Consider the following 18,239-nt stretch of genomic DNA (forward strand, 5'->3'; position numbering starts at 1 on the left):
AGCTTCGATACATGCGAGACAAATATTGTCTCTATGTCTCCCGACGATATAGTGGGGTCGACGAACAGACAAGGGAGGCTCGTGTCGCGAGTGACGGAGAACACGCTGCTCAGCAAGCTGACCGCGCCCGACGCGGCGGTGCTGCGCCTGCTGGAGGACGCGGATCAGATCACCGAGCGGATACTCGCCGCCGCGGTCGAGCAGATGCGGGTCGCCGGCTGGCGGCGCTCGACGGTCGAGGATGTGGCCAAGCGCGCGGGGTTGGGGCGCGCGACGGTCTACCGCCGGTTCCCGTCGAAGGCCGCGCTCACCGAGGCGGTGCTGCACAGCGAGTTCCGTGACTATCTCGCCGGTAGCACCGCGGCCGTCGCCGGTTGCACCGATGTCGCCGATCGAATGGCCGAAAGCACCGCTTACACAGTCGAATACCTGCGTAACCATCCGCTGGTGCGGCGGTTGCTCGAGACCGAGCCGGACGCCATCTTGCCCGCACTCACCACCGACGCGGGGTTCTTGATCGAGGCGTTCCAGGAATTCTGCCTGGCCGTGTGGAAGCGCGAACTCTACCGGGACGCCCCGATCTCGGCGGCGACCGAGCAGCATCTGCGTACCGTCGCCGAACTGCACATCCGGATCACGCTGTCGCTGCTGCTGACCCCGCGCACCGCCATCGAACTCGACACCGTCGCGCAGGCGCGGGCGTTCGCCCGCCGCTACCTCGCGCCGATGCTCGAACGTGATTGAACTCGTCCAGACTGTAGCCGCACCTTAAAGAACTGCGCCGGTGGCGCTGAAAGTGCTTCTTAAACAACATAAGTGGAAGGTAGCGGAGGTCTCGAGGCGTCGAGAATTGTTTTACCGTGGTGCCGGTCCGGCCGGACGGAGACAATCACCGACAGTCATTTGTAGTGAGGGGCACACACCTGTCATGCGTTCGTCGAAACGGTATGCGGTCACCGCGTTGCTGACCGCCGGTGTCGCGGTCGGATCGGTCGTGGTGGCCGACCCCGCGATCGCGCGGGCGGAACCGATGCCCTGCGTGGCGACCATGAACCTGTTCATCCCGGGCACCTGGGAAACCGACGAGAATGCCGATCCCGCGCGTCCAATCGGCATGCTCGCGCCGATCGCGGAGGCCATTCAGCGGCAGCAGGGCGCGAATTCGGCGATCTATTTCACGCCGTACATGGCTCGCGCCTTCGATAACGGCTACACCTATGCCGACAGCAAGAGCACCGCCGTCGACAACGCTCGAGCCGTGTTGCTCGACTATGGAACACGGTGCCCTGCCGCGCGATTCACCATCAACGGCTACAGCCAGGGCGCGGACGCGGCAGGCGATATCGCGGCCGATATCGGCAACGACCGCGGCCCGATCCCGGCCGATCGGGTGCTCGCGGTCGGCCTGCTCTCCGATCCGGGCGCGGGCACCAACGGCGAGACCGCGGTCGGGCCCGGCGCGGCGGGGACGGGCATCGCCGACCCGCGGCCGCAGGGCATGGGCAAGCTGACCGGCCGGGTCACCTCGATCTGCGACCCGAAGGACCTGTACTGCTCGATCCAGAAGGGCAACAACCCGCTGCTCGGTGCGCTGGGCTCGATCCTGAGCAAGGCGTTGAGCGGTGCGCTGCCCGCCGAAGCGGGCTTTCCGCTGGCGTCGGCGCTGACCGCGGACTTCTCGCGCGCCGATCTGCCGGGGCTGGCACCGGCGATCGCCGGGTTGACCGCAGCGCTGAGCGCACCGGCCGGCGTGGATGTGGCCAGGGTGCGCACCAGCGCGGGCACTGTGATGCACACCATCAACCCGCCGGTCGATCTGCTCGACTCGGGCGCGGCCAATCCCGCGGCGACGGCCGAATTGTCCGCCGCCCCGGGCGGAACCTCGGACCAGCACGCGGGCGAGGTGCTGACCAGAGCGACCCAATGCAATCTGCCCGGCGTCGCGGCGGTGGTCGGGAAGATCGCCGAGATCGCGGACAAGATGCTGAGCCGCGGTCTGGGTGAGCTCCGGCCGAGCGATCCGAAGGCGCGGGCGCTGCGGGCCGCCGCCGTCGCGGTCAGCGACCGGATCACTCCGCTGGCCGCCACGCCGCCCGAGGTGCTCGGCTCGGCGACGCGAACGCTGTCGCTGCTCAAACCCACCGTGCTGGTTGATCAGGCGCTCGATGTCGCGGCCGAGGTCACCAGCTTCGATCTGCCCGCGATCCTGGCCGATCTGGCGTTGCTGCCGCAGCGGGTCGTCGCGATGGACGCCGAGGGCGTGCACCAGGTCGCGAGCGCGCTGAATGATCAGTTGCAGCCGCTGGTGCGGCTCGTCGGGTCGGTCGACCTCGGCTGGATCTCCCAGGTGCTGGCGGTGCTACCGGACGCGCTCGGCTTCACCGAGGTGGCCGCGACGGTGACCTCGATCCTGTCCGGTGTCGACATCACACGGCTGGCGCAGATCGTCGGCCGGATCCAGGATGTCGCGGCGTCGGTGCTGCAGCGGCTGGTGCCGCCGCCGGGCCAGGCGCCCGATCTGGTCGGCGCGGGCACCGCGCTGTCGGGCTTGCTCCCGATCGGCCAGGACCTGGCCGCGGTGGCGGGCGATCTGCTGGCGCCCAAACCGCGACCGAAGCCGCCGAGTGTCCTGGGTAAGCGGGCCGATGTGCCGGCGCGCTCCGTCGCCGACACCGCGGCCGCCGACCCGATCGCGCCGTTCACCCGGCTGCTCAGCTTCCGCGATCTCAACCTGGGCACGCTGATCCGCGACGGGCTCAGTGCCGCGAGCTTCGTCGCGTCCAACGCGCACACCAACTACGGCTCGCTGATCGTCGACGACTCCGGCCGCAACGCCGTGCAGTGGCTCGGCGACTGGATGAACCAGCGCATCGGCCGCGTCAAGTGAGCGGGCGCGGGTCAGTCGCGGGCCGGCTCGATTCGTGCGGGCACGTTCTTGTGCCACGGCGTGCCCGCGAACCGGTCGCGTCGCTCGACCGAGGTCAGTTCGTTGGCGGCGACCCCGGTTCGGATCGGCGCTCCGCTGCCGTCGGTGGTGTCCAGGCCCATGCCGTTGGGGAGTGAGAGGTGACCCTGCTGCATCATGTCGCTGATCTCTACCACGGCTGTGGCCCGGCCGGTTTCGGTGATCACGGTGACTCGCGTTCCGTCGCGCAGCGCGAGTTCGGCCGCGTCGGCGGGGCTTATCCGTAGTTCGCCGTCGCCACCGCGCCGTCGCCACCCCGGATCCCGGATGATGGTGTTGGCGGTGAACGCCCGGCGCTCGCCGGCGGACAACGTGAACGGGTACTCGTCGGTGGTGAAATCCGGTGGCGTGACGCGCAACTGGTCGAGCTCGGCGATCAGCTCGGGAATGTGCACGGTGAACCGGCGGTCCCGGCGTTTGACGTAGGCCCAGACGTCGTCCCAGGTGTCGACGGTGAAGGTGACACCGGCGTGCCGGGTGAGGATGGCGTCGAAAAGCCGCTCACCGGGCTCGATTCCGGTGCCGGTGAAGCCGGCCCGGCGCACCGCGGCCGGGTTGGCGAAGGCGCACAGGTGCGCGGCGCCCCACAGTGTGGCCGCGTTGGCCGCGCCCGCGGGCAGGTGCGGGCCGAGCGCCTCGTGCAGCAGATAAGGTGCGAGATTCAGCAGGGACGGATTGCCCGCGACCGCGCTGAAGAAGGTCAGGGCGAAGGTGTCCGTGCCGTTCTCGCGCGCCCGGACCAGGCGATCGACCAGCGCCGGATCGACAAGTCCCAGTTCCCGAATGACACCCGTGTAGATGTCGGACTCGGCTCGCGTGCCCGGCAACGGGTCGAGTACCGGCGGGCGCAGCTGAAAGGTGTTGTGCGGGAACTCGACATTGAAGAAGGTCGACTCCCACTTCTCGAACTGGCTGCTCGCCGGCAATACGTAGTCGGCGACCCGCGCGGTCTCGGTCAGCGCCACGTCGATCACCACCGAGAGCTCGAGGCTGCGCATTGCCGTGCGCATCCGCTCCGAATCCGCCAGTGAGTGCACCGGATTGGAGCTGTCGATCCACATCGCGCGGAACCGGTCCGGGTGATCGGTCAGGATCTCCTCGGTGATCGAGTTACAGGGCACCAGACCGGCGATGATGCGCGCGCCGGTGACCGGCGTGGTCTTGCCGCCCGCGGCACTGCCGCCGCCCATCCCGCCGAGATTGCCCGCCAGCGCGGGCACCGCGGTCCGCAGCAGCGTCCGGGTGAGGCGGCGCGTCGGCGCGGCGGTCACCGGCGCGGTGGCGAGGGTGGGCAGCAGCGCGGACAGCGCGGTCGCGCCGCGCGCGGTCGTCTCGGCGATCACCTTGCGCCACTGCTTGCTGATTCCCTTGGCCGGCTTGCCTTTCGGCGCGCCACCGGTGCCCGCGACCGCGGCGAGGGTCGAATGCAGATACATGGTGCCGGGGCGGCCGAAATTGCCGGTGAGAATCCACAGCAGCTTGTTCAGATACGACACCAGCGTGCTGTGCGGCGCCTGCTGGATGCCGAGGTCTTCGTAGGTGGTGGCGCTGCGGGCCGCGGCGAAGCGGCGAGTCGCGGTGCGCAACAGCTCTTCCGGGACACCGCAGTGCGCGGCGAACTCTGCCACCGGGATGGTGGCCAGCGCGGCGAGCACCGGCGCGAGGCCGGTGGTGTGCGCGCGCAGGAAGGCGTGATCGAGCAGATCCTCTTCGACCAGCACCGCCAGCATGGCCGAGACGCACCATGCGTCGGTGCCGGGGCGCACCTGAAGATGGAAGTCGGCCAGCCGCGCGGTCTCGCTGCGCCGCGGATCGATGACGATCATCGCCCGTGCCGGGTCGGCGGCAATGGCTTTCAGGGTCGGACGGGCGCGCGGGAAGCTGTGCGACTGCCACGGATTCTTGCCGAGGAACAGCACGACCTCGGCATGCTCGAAATCGCCCTTCGTGTGGCCGCCGTACAGCTTGCCGTCCACCCACATCTCGCCGGTCTTCTCCTGCGCCAGCGCGTTCGAGTAGTATTTCGCGCCCAGCGCCGCCATCAGCGCCTTGCCGTAGGCGCCGCCGAGGTGATTGCCCTGCCCGCCACCGCCGTAGAAGAAGATCTTGTCGCCGCCGTGCCGCGCCCGAACCGCCAGCAGTTTCGCGGTGATCTCCGAAAGGGCTGTGTCCCAGCTGATTTCCTCGTAGGTGCCGTCGGCCGCGCGGCGCAGGGGAGTGGTGATGCGGTGCCTGCCGTTCTGGTAGAAGTCCAGCCGCAGGGCCTTCTCGCAGGTGTAGCCGCCCGAGGCGGGATGGTCCTTGTCGCCGCGGATGCGGCTCAGCTTGCGGCCGTCGAGCTTGATCTCGATGCCGCAGTTGCACTCGCACAGAATGCAGGCGGACTTGTGCCAGTCGTCATCGGTGCGCGCCGACGGTCCGGCGGACTCTGGGCGACGCGCCTGCTCTGTGGACACGGGTTCCTCCTGCGTTGGGCTCGTACGCGACTGCTGGCTGCCGGAGCATGAATAGACCGATCGTACTATCGAGCATTGCTTGTGACAATCGGTAACGCCTATGCCGGTCTCGGCTCGGCGGCCCACGCAAGAACCGACCGCTACTCGGCAATTCCGTGCATCGCGACCGCGGCGTTGCGGGCGATAGCTTTCGAACCGGTACGCCACGCGGACGAAAGAAGCCTCACCATGCAGAGCTACGACGTGGTCGCGACCACGGCCGCACCGCGGGCCGTGGTCTGGGCTCTGGGGTCCGCTGATCGATGCGCGGACCTGGCCCGCGGGGTCGACAGCCTGGAACTCGAGCGCTCCCATGGGCTCGACCCGGGCGGTCACGATCAGATCGGGGCGGTGCGCGCGTTCCGCACGGGTGCCCGAGTGATTACAGCCAGGGCACCCCGGCGCGGAACAGGACGTTGGCGTAGGGGAGGGCCTCGCCGGTGCGAACCACGAAGCGGCACCGCCCGATTCGCTCTTTGAAGGCCTCGTGCGGGAGGAGCTCGGCATCGAGGCGCCGCAGCAGCTCGGTGGCCTCCTGGTTCACCGCGGCGACCTCGGCGCTGCCCCACGCCGCCTCGACGGTCACCTCGGCCAGGATCAGCTCGACCACCTGCGCGAAACGCGGTAGCCCATAACTGATTCCGAGATCGATGACCCGTATGCCGGGCGGCACCGGCAGGCCGGAGTCGCTCACCGCGAAGGTGTCGGTATGCCGTAGGGCGACCAGTGCCGAGGTCAGCTCGGCATGGATCAGACCGGTTGTGCGCATGGGGATTCCACTCTCGGCTAAAAGGGGCTCGCGGCCGGGTCCGGCAGGTCGAGCGAAACGGGGCGCGGCACGTCGGCCAGTGCGGCGAGGATCTGTGGTCGGGTCGGATAGGCCGCGTGCGTTCCGGGGGACCGGACCGACAGCGCCGCGGCGGCGGTGGCGAAGGTGATCGCCGCGTCGAGGCCGAGTCCGTCGGCGAGGCCGGTGCACAGCGCGCCGACGAAGGCGTCGCCCGCGCCGGTGGAATCCACCGAGTCAACCTGCGGTGCCGCGTGATACACGAGCTCGGTACCGCCGCGGGCGGCGAGGGAACCGGCGGCGCCAAGGGTGGCGACCACCGCGGGCGCACCCCGCAGACACAGCGAGTGCGCGGCGCGGGCGGCCTGGTCCCGGTCGGCCGTCGGCAGGCCGCTGATCGTCGCGAGCTCGTGCTCGTTCACCACCAGCGGGTCGCACCGGCGTAGCAGCGCGTCGTCGAGTTCGGTGGCGGGCGCGGCATTCAGCACGAACCGGCGGGCACGGCCCGCCGCCCAGGCGGCCACGGATAGCGGGATCTCCAGTTGCGCGACAACGACATCCGCGGCGGCCAGCAGCTCGGCCTCCGGCATGCCCGCCAGGGTCTCTTCCGGCTCCCAGCGGTAGTTGGCGGCGGGGTCGACCACGATCTGGTTCTCACCCGACGCCACCGTGACATAGGCCGTCCCGGTGCGCGCCCCGGGAACCTCACGCAGCGCGGTCGATTCGATGCCGGCCAGCGCCTCCCGGCAGCGCGGCAGGGTCGCGTCGCTGCCGATCCGCCCGATGAAGTGCACCTGCGCGCCCGCCCGCACCGCGGCCACCGCCTGGTTGGATCCCTTGCCGCCCACATTGGTTCGCGCGGCGACGGCGAGAACGGTCTCACCGGGACCAGGCAGCGTCGGCACCTCGCAGACGATGTCCTGATTGATCGAACCGATCACCGCGACTCGGCCGGTCACGACAGCTCCGCCTGCGCCGCGGTGCTCGCCGCCAGATTGCCCGGTGCGGCACCGGTGATCAACGCGACCAACCGGTCGCCGTCGACCTCGCGCACCGGGTGCGCGGCCACCGAGCGGCCCCGGCGCAGCACCACGACGTTGTCGCAGACGCGCATGACCTGCGCGAGGTCGTGGCTGATGATCAGCACGGTGACCCCGCGCTCGCGCAACCCGCGCACCAGCTTCTCCACCGCCGCGGTCTCGCGCACCCCGAGCGCAGCGGTCGGCTCGTCCATGATCACCATCGCCTTGCCCCAGGCGACCGCGCGCGCGATGGCGATGCTCTGCCGTTGGCCGCCGCTCATCCGGCGCACCGTGGTCCGCACCGAGGGGACATCCACGTCGAGATCGCGCAGGATCTCGGTGCTGCGCGCGATCATCGCCGTGCGGTTGAGGATCTGCAACGGCCAGATCCGGTGCACGAGTTCGCGATTCAGGAACAGGTTCTGCCAGACCGCCAGATCGTCGATCAGCGCGAGGTCCTGGTACACCGTCTCGATGCCCAGCTTCCTTGCGTCCTCCGGCGACCCGAGCCGCACCGGCGCGCCGCGGAACCGGATCTCACCGGTGTCGGGCGGGTGCACGCCGGTGAGACAGCGCACCAGGGTCGATTTGCCCGCGCCGTTGTCCCCGACCAGCGCGGTGACCTCGCCCTCGGGGATGGTCAGGTCGACGCCGTCGAGTGCCAGGACGGAATCGAACGCTTTGGTGAGGCCGTGCGCCTCCAACATCGGCTTGCTCATCACATCAGCTACTTTCGGAAGCGCGAGATCGCCGCTGCGAGCAGCAGTACCGCGCCCACCGCGACCGGTTGGTAGTACTGCGAGATCCCGAGAATGGTGAACCCGTTGATCAGCGAGGTGAAAAGGACCGCCCCGCAGACGGTGCCGAGAACCGAGGCCTTGCCGCCGCTCAGCGACGAACCGCCGAGCACAACGGCCGCAATGGAACTCAACAGATAGGTGGTCTGCAATGAGGGGTCCGCGCCGCCGTTGCGGGCGACGAGCATGACTCCGGCGACGCCGCACAGCAGCCCGCACGCGAGGTAGGCGATCAACCGGATGCGCTGCACCGGAATGCCGGTCTCGCGCGCGGAGTCGATATTGCCGCCGGTGGCGAGCAGGTGGGTGCCGAGGCGGGTCCGGAACAGGATGCCCGCCACGCCGAGCGCCGCGACCAGCGCCAGCAGCCAGAACCAGCGGAACGGGCCTGCCCCGTCGAGCGCGAGGCTCTGCAGGAAGGGTGAATTCACCGCGACGCTGTTGCCGCTGGTGAGCAACAGGGTGCAGCCGCTCAGCACGCTCAGCGTGCCGAGGGTGACCACGAAGTCGGTCATCTGGAACCGGCCGATCAACACGCCGTTGACCACCCCGACGACCAGGCCGCCCACGATCGCGGCCACGATGCCGACGCTCACCGGGTACCCGTGGCTGGTCAGATAGCCGAGCAGCGCCGCCGACCAGGGCAGCGTCGCGCCGACGGAGAGGTCGATGCCGCCGACGACCACCGCGAACTGCTGCCCGAGCGCGAGCACCGTCAGGATCGTGGAGGCGACGAGCAGATCGTCGATGTTGCTTGCGGTCAAGAAGTTCGGGGTGGCGATGAAGAACGCCACCCACACCAGAACCAGCGCGATGGGCGCCGCGAATTCGGCGAGCCGGGCCGAGATCCGCCGGTCGCCGCCTCGGTCGGGCGCGACCGCGGCGACGCTGCTCACTTGTGCACCAGCCCGGCCAGCGGATTGTCGAACGCGGTGATCGGCTTGGGGAACGCAGCGATCTGCTGGTCGACATTGTCCGCGCCGATGAACGCGATCGGTGCCACCACCCGCTCTGGGATGGCCTTGCCCTGGTGCATGGCCAGGCAGGCTTGGACCGCGAGTTCGCCTTCGGCGTAGGGATATTGGGTCACCGTGCCGTACAGCGTGCCCGCCTTGACCGCGTCCAGCGCGGCTTGGATGCCGTCGACCGAGATCACCTTGATCTGCCCGGTGCGGCCCGCGTTCTTGATCGCCTGCGCGGCGCCGAGGCCCATGGTGTCGTTGGCGGCGAAGATCCCGGTGATGTCGGGGTGCGCCTTCAGGATCGCCTCGGTGACCGTGAGGCCCTTGTCCTGCTCGTAGTCGGCGGGGGTGCGCTGCACGATCTCCAGCTTGCCCGCGACCGTGTCGCTGAACCCCTTGTCCCGGTTGATGCCGTTCTGCTCACCGGCGATGCCTTGCAGCACAACCACTTTCCCTGAACCGCCGAGTGCGTCGAGCATCTTCTCCGCCGCGATCCGGCCCGCGGCCAGATTGTCCGAGCCGATAAAGCCGGCGTACTGGACACCGGCCTGCTTCGAGGCGGCGGCGTCGATCTGAGTGTCCAGATTGAGGATGGGAATGTTCTTGCGCGCCACCGGAACCAGCGGCGTGATCACGTTGGTGGCGTTGACCGGGACCACGGCGAAGCAGTCGTACCCCTGCGCGGCGAGGGTGGAGATCTGGGCGTTCTCGCCGTCGGCGTCGGTCTCGGACTGGCCGGCCTGCACCGCGACGTCGACCCCGAGCCGCGCGCCCTCGGCCTTCGCGCCGTCGCGCAGCGCCGCCCAGTAGGGGTTGGTGAAATTGCGGGTGACGACCGCGATCTTGAAATCCGACGACGCGTCCTCGCCGCGGCCGCAGCCCGCGGTGAGCGCGACCGCGCTGACGAGGGCCATGCCGGCGACCGCGTACCTGAATCGTGAGTTCATCTGGTGTTCGACCTATCCTGGGCTCATTCTCAACTCGTGTTGACAACACGTGTTGATGTGTAGTGTGTGACCTGTATCACGAGCTGTCAAGGGTCTTCCGTTCAGTTCGCGAGAATGGCAAGGCAGACAGGAGAAATCGCGATGGCAGTCACCCGAGCCGATGTCGCCCGGCGCGCGGGCACCTCACCCGCCTTGGTCAGCTACGTGATCAACGGTGGTCCCCGCCAGGTCGCACCCGCCACGCGCGCGCGGATCGAGGCCGCCATCGAGGAACTGGGCTACCGGCCCAACCTGTCCGCGCGCAGCCTGCGGATGAACCGCGGGCATGCGCTCGGGATGGTGATCCCCGACGGGGCGAACCCGTTCTTCGCCGAGCTGTCCGCCGTGATCGAGGCGGCGGCGTTCGCGCGGGGATATCCGCTCATTGTCGGTAACGCCGCGGGCGACGAGGCGCGTGAGCGCGCCTACGTGAGCTCGTTCATCGACCGCCGAGTCGAAGGGCTGCTTGCGATTTCGTCGTCCTGGAAGTCCGGTGTCGCCGAGGCGTGCGCGGCGGCGCAGATGGCGCTGATCGCGGTGGACCGCATCATCGACCCGCAGCGCTGCGCGCACGTGATGTGCGATTCGGTCGCGGGCGCGCGGACCGCGGTCGAGCATCTGATCGCGCACGGGCACCGCGACATCGCCTGCCTCAGCGGACCGCACGTCTCCACCGCGGAGGAGCGGGTCGCGGGCTATCGCGAGGCGTTGCGGCATGCGGGGCTGCCCGAGAATGTCATCGTGCGTACCGAATTCGGCGGCGCGGCGGGCTATCACGCGCTCGACGGGCTGATCGCGGGCACGCCGAGGCCGACGGCGGTTTTCGTGACAAGCGATCTGCAGGCGATGGGAATGTTGCGCGCCGCATACGATGCCGGGCTGCGCGTGCCCGACGATCTCGCGGTCGTCGCCTTCGACGGCATCGAGTACTCCCGATACACCAGGCCGGGCCTGACCACCATGGTGCAGCCGACCAGGAAGATGGGCGAACTCGCGGTGGAACTGCTGCTGCGTCAGATCGATACCGGGACGGCCGAGCCCGGGGTCGTCAGCTTGGCCGCGGAACTGAAAACCCGCGGTTCCTGCGGGTGCTCCGACGCGTTTTAGCAGCTCAGCTCGGTGGCAGTGGGTGTGGCGCGCACCAGGACACGCCTTGCGTCCGGCGGCAAAAGCGCGAACCGCCTTGCGCGCGGGCTTGTCGGACTACCGTGGTTGCGCATGGCGACCAGGGATATCACGGTGACCGTGGACAAGAGCGAGTGGCGCGCTCTGAAGTATGCGGCCGAGTGTGCGGGGATGAGCCTGGAGGCGTACGTCTGCTGGGGTGTGCGGCTGCTGGCTCTGCAATCCAGGCCCGAGGGCGGTGTCGCGCGGCACCACTCCGCCGTGCGCGCACCGGCGGTGCGTCGCGCGCCGCGCGTGGTCGAGGAACTGGAATCGGCGGCATGGTCGGAGACATTCGCCGAGCGGCTGTCGCATCGCGCGGAGGGCTTCCGCGACGACTGAGCGTCCGTCGCCCGGCTCGAACGAGCGGGTGCCGAAACATTCCGGCGCCCACCGCAGCATCTGCTCGGGCGTGGCGGCCTTGCCGATCGCCGAAAGGGCCAGCGCGGGCATCACCACGGCGAGGCCGATGCCGGCACAGCCCCAGAACACCTCCTCCATGAACATGGGCAGCGACAGTCCGGTGCGATCGCCGATGAGGTCGCGGTAGAACAGCGGACTGTAGAAGCCGCGCGCGGCGGCCTCCTCCAGTACCGGCCACGGGAACTCTTGAGCGCTGTCGTAGTGCGCTGCCACCGGCCTGATGCAGTCCCGCGCGAACTCGTGGGCACGTTTGGCCAGGTCGTGCTGGGCGGCCGTGGGCGTCAGATCGAAGGTCACGTCCGGGTGATACCCAGCCGCAGGCCGCCGACGCGCTATCCGGCGGTCTCGAGCTTGCCGGTGTACGCGTCGACCTGGACCTCGTAGTCCTCGGCGGTGTCGCCGGGGGCCTGGATGTCGAACTCGTACTGCGCGGCGTTGTCCTTGCCTTCGATCTTCCACTTCTCGACCCGGCCCGGCCGTGCTTCGGTCGCGGTGGCCATCGCGTCGTGCAGCGGCACCGCGGCCCGCAGATCGATCGCCTCGCGGGTGCGCTCGGTGCGCTGCTCGTCCGCGTCGAGGTTCTCCCGGTGTTCGGTCACGACGGTGCCCGAGTCCGCGGTGAGCTGGACGGTGTATTGCTCGGTGTCGGAGGTCAGCTTCACCTTGTAGACGTAGGTGCGGTGCGCGTTGACGCCCTCGGGTTCCAGCTCGAGGCCGGTCAGTGTGCCGTCGAACTTCTTGCGCGCCGCGTCGAGCGCGTTCTGCGCGCTGATCGGGAACTGGTGCTTCGCGAGATCTATCCGCGCTGCGTCGGTGTCCGTCGGTGCCGAGCCGCTCAGCGTGGGCACGGCGGCCGAGGTGCCGGTGGCGGCGGGCTGCGCGTCATCGTCGCAGGCCGCGCTCGCGACCGCGACGGCGGCCACGAACGGGATGATCAGTGCTGCCTTCATCGCTGCTATTCCTCCTGCTCGAAAGTAACCATCGGAATGCGTCGAGAATCGGTGGCGGTGCCGCCACGACAGAGCTCGGATGCCCGGCAGGGGTGGCGGTAAACCCCGGGGCGGATCGGGCACCCGCCGGTCGGCGGGTCGAAGCACCCGGTCGACGGATATGGGGGAGTGCGTCCCGGCCCTACTGTGAAAACCGGGATCGGCCTGTGCCCTGCCTATCAGGGCGGCGAAACCTGAACTCCCCCCTGCGGTTTCGCCGTGCGCGGCAGATCGATCCTGTTGTCCGCCGACCTCGGACGTCACCAGTGCTCCCTCCGTGGCGACGAACCGGACCGACCGGAGCCGGGTCGAGGTCGGCGGACGCCTCGCGCGCCACCGACGCGCTCGGGGCCGACCGTTGCCGACCTCGGCGAGAAAGTGGGTTGACGTGGCTTTTCGCAGTATCTGGCTGCTCGCGGGCGTGGCCGCGTTGGCGCTGTCCGGCTGCGCGGCCGCCACCGCGGACCGGCTGGACGCGCAGATCAGGGCCGACAGCAACCGCGACGGCGTCGTCGACGACAAGGACGTCGACGCCAAGGCGAACGGCGCGGTCATCCTGCCGAACATCGGCGACAGCGCGCGGCGTTGTCCGACGAGCACCAGCCCGCTCTCCGACGCCGAACTCGCGGCCTGCCACGACGCCGCCGACGACGTGGCGCGCGCCCCGGAGTATCTGGCGCCGCTGGTGACGATGCCGGTCGGCACGGCGGCGGGTGCCAGTGGGCAGGTGGCGGTGGTCGGCGCGGGCGCCGACAAGATCCGGTTGTTCATCAGGCGCGCGGACGCGTGGGTGCCGCTGCATCCCGACACCGAGCTGACCGAGCGCGAGTTGCGCGAGGGCGCGATTCTGGGCGTCGATGCCCGAGATGTGTTGCGCGACAGGGCGATCTGGGACGGTGCGGCCACGGTGCGGTTCACCGTTCGGCGCGGTGCCCGCACGGTGACCGACGATGTCGTGGTCCGCGTCGCTCCCGTCGTCCTGCACAACCACACCCAGCCCGCGCGATCGGTGCTGGTGCCCGAGAGCGGCGACGATCGGGCGCACGAGCGGTTCGTCGGCGAACTCGGCGCGGCAGCAAAGGCTTCGGGCATCGATGCGCCGCTGATCCGGTTGCGGACCACCGATACCTGGGGGCAGGACTTCGTGGAATTCGGCTATGTGTCGATGCCGGGCCTCGGCGGTACGAACGTCTCGTTGCGCATCGCGATCCGCTCGCCGCAGCCAGAGCGCGAGGGCGGCCGGGCCGTGTTCGACCTCAAAGGCCCGGGGACCGGGGCAATTCAACTAGGCGGCTTCGGCGCCCGGCTGGTGGACGCGTTCGGCAACGTCGAAACGATACCGCCGCATACCAACAACGGCCGCGAGTTCCCCACCGGCCGGGTGATCATCGGCATCGGCAACGGGGACGATCCCGGGCTGCACAGTGCGGAATTGGAGAAATTCTTTGCCGCACAGCAGGTTCAGGAACCCGTGCTGCTCGACGCGGGCTGGCTGGTGGTCGGCCATGTCGACGAGTTCGTCCAGTTCCTGCCGAGCAGCGGGGGTCGCGGCTGGCGGCCCGCGGTCTCCGATCCCCGGCGCGGGCTCGAGATCCTGCGTGCCCAGCAGCGTGCCGGGCACGGTGCGGCACCGGCGCTGTCGCGGCCCGGTGCCGCCGCGCGCACCATCGATGAGGTGCTCGCGGACGAAAGGTTCGTCGCGCGAAACGAAGTCGCCGCCCGCAAGATCGACGAGAACGTCGATCGGCTGATCCGCGCGGTCGGCCTGGCGCGCGAGGAGTTCGTCCGGATTCCCGGGCTGTACGAGTCCGGCGGCGTCGAAGAAGCGCCGGAGGCGTTGGTCGGGTTCTACCCGGGGGCCATCAACGGTGTGCTGATGAACGCCGCGAATTATGTCGCCCCGCGCCAGTGGGGACCTGTCGTCGACGGCCGCGACGTCTTCGAGGCGGCGGTGACCGAGGCCTACCGATCGGTAGGTCTGACGGTGCGCTACGTCGACGATTGGGAGGCACTGCATCTGGGCGGCGGTGAAGTGCATTGCGGCACGAACGTGCTGCGACAGATCGAGCAGCGGTGGATCGCACCGCAGTGAAGGAGACGACGATGTCGGTTGCGCTGCCCAGCAATTGGGGCCGCTGGGGCGAGGGTGACGAGCTCGGCACGCTGAATCTGATCACCGCCGCGGTGCGCGAGCGCGCCGCCCGCGAGGTGCGCACCGGCCGTTCGGTGTCGCTCGCGGTGCCGATCCAGGCCGAGCCGGTGGTCAGCGGGCCCTTCGCGCCGTCGACGGCCGGGGCGTCGCCCGTGCGGCTCATCATGGCCTACACCGGATCTCCGGCGTTCGCGCACGCCGACGTCATGCTCGTGACCAACCACCACCCGGAATCGACGCACCTGGACGCGTTGTCGCACATCGCGGTCGACGGTCAGGTGTATCCGGGGCGGCCCGCGCCCGAGAGCGTGACCATGAGCGGTGTGCGGCACGGTTCGACGACGGCGTTCGCCGCCGGGATCGTGACCAGGGGCGTGCTGCTCGATCTCGCGCTCGACGCCCCGGTGCCCGCGGACGCCGCGATCACCGCCGCGGAACTCGAGGCCACCGAGCGGCGCGACGGCGTTCGGCTCGAGCCGGGCGACGCGCTGGTGCTGCGGTTCGGCTGGGTGACGACCCGCTATCGCGGTAATCCGATGCCGGGGTTGACGATCGACGCGGTGCGCTGGATGCACGATCGCGGTGTCTCGCTATATGCCGGGGATCTCGCCGACGCCTACCCGGCGCTGCCCGGCGGCCCGGCCGCCATGCACGGCGTCGCGCTGCCGCGGCTGGGCATGCCGCTGATCGACGGGGTCGACGCCGACGAACTCGCCGCTGTCTGTGCCGAACTCGGTCGCTACAGCTTCCTGCTCTCGGTCGCGCCGCCGCGCATCCACGGCATGACCGGCGTGCCGGTGAATCCGGTCGCGATCTTCTGACCGGCGCCTACTTACCCTGGCGGCGCACCATTTCGGTGATCCAGATCGGCGCGAACGGGGACGTGCAGTTCGGCGGGGTCGGGTAGTCCCGCAGGACATTCAGGCGTTCGCCGATATCGATGGCGCGGGCGCGGTACTGCGCGTGCTCGATGCCGATCTGGGCCAGGCAGTGGTTCATCGCCCATTGCAGGCGATCGGGCGCGTCGCGCATCTGGGCCTCGATCACATCGAGCAGGCCCGAAAGGTCAAGGCCTGCGGGCTTTTTCGCGACGCGCTCGGTGGTCAGCGCCCACCCCGCGCCGGCCACCACCGGATCGGCATCGGCGAACCAGCGCGTGCGCAGCTGTTCGGCGTGCGGGCTCTTCTTCACCACGTAGTTGACCAGCCAGTCGTGCACCTTGGGGGTGCGCGCCGCGCGCAACATGGTGTCCAGCTCGTCGAGCTCGAATTCCTTGGGACGGCAGATCAGGGTCGCGAGCAACCGGGCGCTGGTGTCGCCGCTCGCCCACAGCTCGCGCGCGAGATCCTGCTGCGTCTTCAGCCGCTTCGCGACCGCACGCAACCGGGTGAGGTTCACCGCGTGATCGTCGCCGTGCTTCTCGTTGACCGCCCGGATCTTCGGGTCCGCCAGCTCGGCCAATTCGGCCAGCACCCCGGCCACCGCAGTCTCGCCCACCTCGGTCTCCTGTCGCTCGGCGATCAGTTCGGTTGTGCGTCGTTCGTGCCGCGCTGATGGCCGCGGCGGGCCTCGTGGTCGAAGATACCCATGATCTCGCACGGTCCGCCCGCGGTGCCGATGGCGTGCGGGATCATCGTGGGGAACTCGGCGGCCTGGTCGGTCTCGATCCGGAAGCGGCGGGTGCCGAGCAGCAGGACCGCCGTGCCGGACAGTACGACGAGCCACTCGCGGCCCGGATGGGCGCGCAGGCGCGCGGGATTGTTGGGCGGCGGGTCGGTGAGCCGCTGGCGCAGCACCGACAGGCCCGGCTCCGCCTTGACCGACCAGCGCATGAGCCCGTGGGCGGCGTCGACGATCGGGTTGCTGACCACGTCGTCGGTCGCGCTCTCGACCAGCTGGTCCAGCGAGGTGTCCAGGGCGCGGGCGAGGGTGACGAGCTGATCGAGGGCCAGCCTGCGCTGACCGTTCTCGATGCGGCTGAGCGTGGACTGACTGAGCTTGGCGCGCGCGGCCAGCTCCTCGAGCGACAGGCCCTGTGCCACCCGCAGCGCGCGCACGCGCTTGCGCACCAGGGTGTCCAGCTCGTCATCTTCTTGCGTCATACGCAAGATCATATGCCTATAGGGCATGGCGTGGCTACCGTCGTGGGTACCGGGCTCACCTCGAAACCGAGCCCGCGACGAACGAGGAGGACGCCATGGCTGTGGCCACCACCAACCCCAGCACCGTCGAGACCTGGGACGCCGTCGTGATCGGCGGCGGTGCCGCCGGGCTCGCCGGCGCGCTGATGCTGGCCCGATCCCGTCGCACGGTCCTGGTCATCGACAGCGGCACCCCGCGCAACGCACCCGCCGCCGGCGTGCACGGTCTGCTCGCACTGGACGGCACCCCGCCCGCCGAACTACTGGCCCGCGGCCGTGCCGAAGTCCGCGGCTACGGCGGCACCGTCATCACCGGCGAAGTGGTCGCCACCGCGGCCGCCCCCACCGTCGACGGCGATCCGCGTTTCACCGTGCGGCTCTCCGACGGCGGCCTCGTGCGCGCCAGGCGGCTGCTGATCGCCACCGGACTGCGCGACACGCTGCCCGATATCCCCGGGTTGGCCGAGCACTGGGGACGCGGTGTCGTGCACTGCCCCTACTGTCACGGCTGGGAAGTGCGCGACGAACCCATCGGTGTGCTGGCCGTCGGCCCGGCCTCGGTGCATCAAGCCCTGTTGTTCCGGCAGTTGAGCGCGGATCTCGTGTACTTCACCCGCGGCACCGAGCTGGACGAGCGGACGCGGGAGCGGTTCACCGCCCGGGGTATCCGGATCGTCGATACCCCGGTAGCCGAGGTCGTCGCCACCGCACAGGGGGAAATCGAGGGGGTGCGCCTGGCCGACGGGCAGCTCGTGCCGCGGCGGGTGCTCGCGGTCGCGACCACCATGCTGGCGCGCACGGCGGGGCTGACGGATTTGCGCCTGCCGACGCAGGAGCTGCCCAACGGCATGGGCCGGCACTTCGTCACCGGAATGGCGGGTACGACCGAGGTGCCCGGCGTGTGGGTGGCGGGCAACGCCACCGATCTCAGTGCCCAGGTCGGCGCCTCGGCCGCCGCGGGCGCTTTGGCGGGCGCGCACATGAACGCCGACCTGGTGACGGCCGACACCGATGCGGCGATGGTCGCCGCATGAGCGCGAAAGATGTTGCCGCACGGGACGTGCGGCGGGGCAGGCGGCCCGGGTCGGCACGCCGTCGCGGCCGCGGCGCGACGGCGTGACCCGGAATTCGACACGGCGGGGCGCGGGAAGAAATCGTTTCATGAAGAATTAACCTGCGGGGGGTTCAATTCTGCGGGCGATGTGCTGTGCGGGCCGGTGTGAATGTCCATTTCGTCGCTAGGGTCCGGCATATCCGAATGCGCTGAAACATTGCTGAAAAATGATTTCTAATGCGTTTCCGCAGTTCGGCCGAGTGACGCGCATCACGCTGCTGGGGCGGCGGATCGTGCTATAT

The 18,239-nt window shown here is 69.5% G+C and carries 15 protein-coding genes and 1 pseudogene; 6 read left to right on the plus strand and 10 right to left on the minus strand.

Annotation, left to right across the window (positions count from 1 at the left end; all coding sequences use genetic code 11):
- Positions 1-90: 90 nt before the first annotated feature.
- Positions 91-744 (plus strand): TetR/AcrR family transcriptional regulator, encoded by a 654-nt coding sequence (locus F5X71_RS14185; protein ID WP_167462372.1) that lies wholly within the window; start codon positions 91-93, stop codon positions 742-744.
- Between the two features lie 184 nt (positions 745-928).
- Positions 929-2,887, plus strand: coding sequence for a cutinase family protein (locus tag F5X71_RS14190; protein ID WP_167462373.1), 1,959 nt, complete (start codon positions 929-931; stop codon positions 2,885-2,887).
- A gap of 11 nt (positions 2,888-2,898) precedes the next feature.
- Here the strand turns inward: F5X71_RS14190 and F5X71_RS14195 are convergent, their stop codons facing one another.
- The 6 genes from F5X71_RS14195 to F5X71_RS14220 all read right to left on the minus strand — a co-directional run bounded on the left by F5X71_RS14195 (position 2,899) and on the right by F5X71_RS14220 (position 9,975).
- Positions 2,899-5,421 carry a molybdopterin-dependent oxidoreductase gene (locus F5X71_RS14195; RefSeq protein ID WP_167462374.1) on the minus strand — a complete coding sequence of 841 codons (2,523 nt, stop codon included), beginning with the start codon at positions 5,419-5,421 and terminating at the stop codon, positions 2,899-2,901.
- Between the two features lie 421 nt (positions 5,422-5,842).
- Positions 5,843-6,229, minus strand: a complete 387-nt coding sequence (gene rbsD / locus F5X71_RS14200) for a D-ribose pyranase (protein WP_167462375.1) — start codon at positions 6,227-6,229, stop codon at positions 5,843-5,845.
- A 17-nt stretch (positions 6,230-6,246) separates the two neighbouring features.
- Positions 6,247-7,206 (minus strand): ribokinase, encoded by a 960-nt coding sequence (locus F5X71_RS14205; RefSeq protein ID WP_167462376.1) that lies wholly within the window; start codon positions 7,204-7,206, stop codon positions 6,247-6,249.
- Positions 7,203-7,988, minus strand: coding sequence for an ATP-binding cassette domain-containing protein (locus F5X71_RS14210; RefSeq protein ID WP_174817066.1), 786 nt, complete (start codon positions 7,986-7,988; stop codon positions 7,203-7,205). The genes F5X71_RS14205 and F5X71_RS14210 overlap by 4 nt, the downstream gene beginning before the upstream one ends.
- An 8-nt stretch (positions 7,989-7,996) precedes the next feature.
- Positions 7,997-8,962: an ABC transporter permease gene (locus F5X71_RS14215; RefSeq protein WP_174817067.1), complete on the minus strand. Its 966-nt coding sequence runs from the start codon at positions 8,960-8,962 to the stop codon at positions 7,997-7,999.
- Positions 8,959-9,975: a sugar ABC transporter substrate-binding protein gene (locus tag F5X71_RS14220; protein ID WP_167462378.1), complete on the minus strand. Its 1,017-nt coding sequence runs from the start codon at positions 9,973-9,975 to the stop codon at positions 8,959-8,961. Before F5X71_RS14220 ends, F5X71_RS14215 begins: the two co-directional genes overlap by 4 nt.
- A gap of 141 nt (positions 9,976-10,116) precedes the next feature.
- Here F5X71_RS14220 and F5X71_RS14225 point away from each other — a divergent pair, with 141 nt between their 5' ends.
- The gene (locus F5X71_RS14225; RefSeq protein ID WP_167462379.1) at positions 10,117-11,121 is read left to right on the plus strand and encodes a LacI family DNA-binding transcriptional regulator; all 1,005 of its coding nucleotides are present in this window, start codon (positions 10,117-10,119) and stop codon (positions 11,119-11,121) included.
- A gap of 405 nt (positions 11,122-11,526) precedes the next feature.
- Here the strand turns inward: F5X71_RS14225 and F5X71_RS14230 are convergent.
- Together F5X71_RS14230 and F5X71_RS14235 are read right to left on the minus strand one after the other, a co-directional pair.
- Positions 11,527-11,898, minus strand: a pseudogene (locus F5X71_RS14230) (acyl-CoA dehydrogenase family protein); the annotation flags it as partial.
- 35 nt (positions 11,899-11,933) lie between these two features.
- The gene (locus F5X71_RS14235) at positions 11,934-12,551 is read right to left on the minus strand and encodes a PepSY domain-containing protein (RefSeq protein ID WP_167462380.1); all 618 of its coding nucleotides are present in this window, start codon (positions 12,549-12,551) and stop codon (positions 11,934-11,936) included.
- Between the two features lie 427 nt (positions 12,552-12,978).
- Here F5X71_RS14235 and F5X71_RS14240 point away from each other — a divergent pair, with 427 nt between their 5' ends.
- Together F5X71_RS14240 and F5X71_RS14245 are read left to right on the plus strand one after the other, a co-directional pair.
- Positions 12,979-14,682 (plus strand): protein-arginine deiminase family protein, encoded by a 1,704-nt coding sequence (locus F5X71_RS14240; RefSeq protein WP_167462381.1) that lies wholly within the window; start codon positions 12,979-12,981, stop codon positions 14,680-14,682.
- An 11-nt stretch (positions 14,683-14,693) separates the two neighbouring features.
- On the plus strand, positions 14,694-15,563 hold the full coding sequence (locus F5X71_RS14245; RefSeq protein WP_167462382.1) for a cyclase family protein: 870 nt from the start codon (positions 14,694-14,696) through the stop codon (positions 15,561-15,563).
- A 7-nt stretch (positions 15,564-15,570) separates the two neighbouring features.
- Here F5X71_RS14245 and F5X71_RS14250 read toward each other — a convergent pair whose 3' ends face one another.
- Complete coding sequence (locus F5X71_RS14250) at positions 15,571-16,239, minus strand: DNA alkylation repair protein (RefSeq protein WP_167462383.1); 669 nt, start codon at positions 16,237-16,239, stop codon at positions 15,571-15,573.
- A gap of 23 nt (positions 16,240-16,262) precedes the next feature.
- Positions 16,263-16,844, minus strand: coding sequence for a helix-turn-helix domain-containing protein (locus F5X71_RS14255; protein ID WP_167462384.1), 582 nt, complete (start codon positions 16,842-16,844; stop codon positions 16,263-16,265).
- Positions 16,845-16,939: 95 nt separating this feature from the next.
- On the opposite strand from F5X71_RS14255, the gene F5X71_RS14260 reads away from it, so the two are divergent.
- On the plus strand, positions 16,940-17,917 hold the full coding sequence (locus F5X71_RS14260) for an NAD(P)/FAD-dependent oxidoreductase (RefSeq protein WP_167462385.1): 978 nt from the start codon (positions 16,940-16,942) through the stop codon (positions 17,915-17,917).
- Positions 17,918-18,239: the final 322 nt, after the last annotated feature.

The sequence above is a fragment of the Nocardia brasiliensis genome (assembly GCF_011801125.1).
Taxonomy (GTDB): domain Bacteria; phylum Actinomycetota; class Actinomycetes; order Mycobacteriales; family Mycobacteriaceae; genus Nocardia; species Nocardia brasiliensis_C.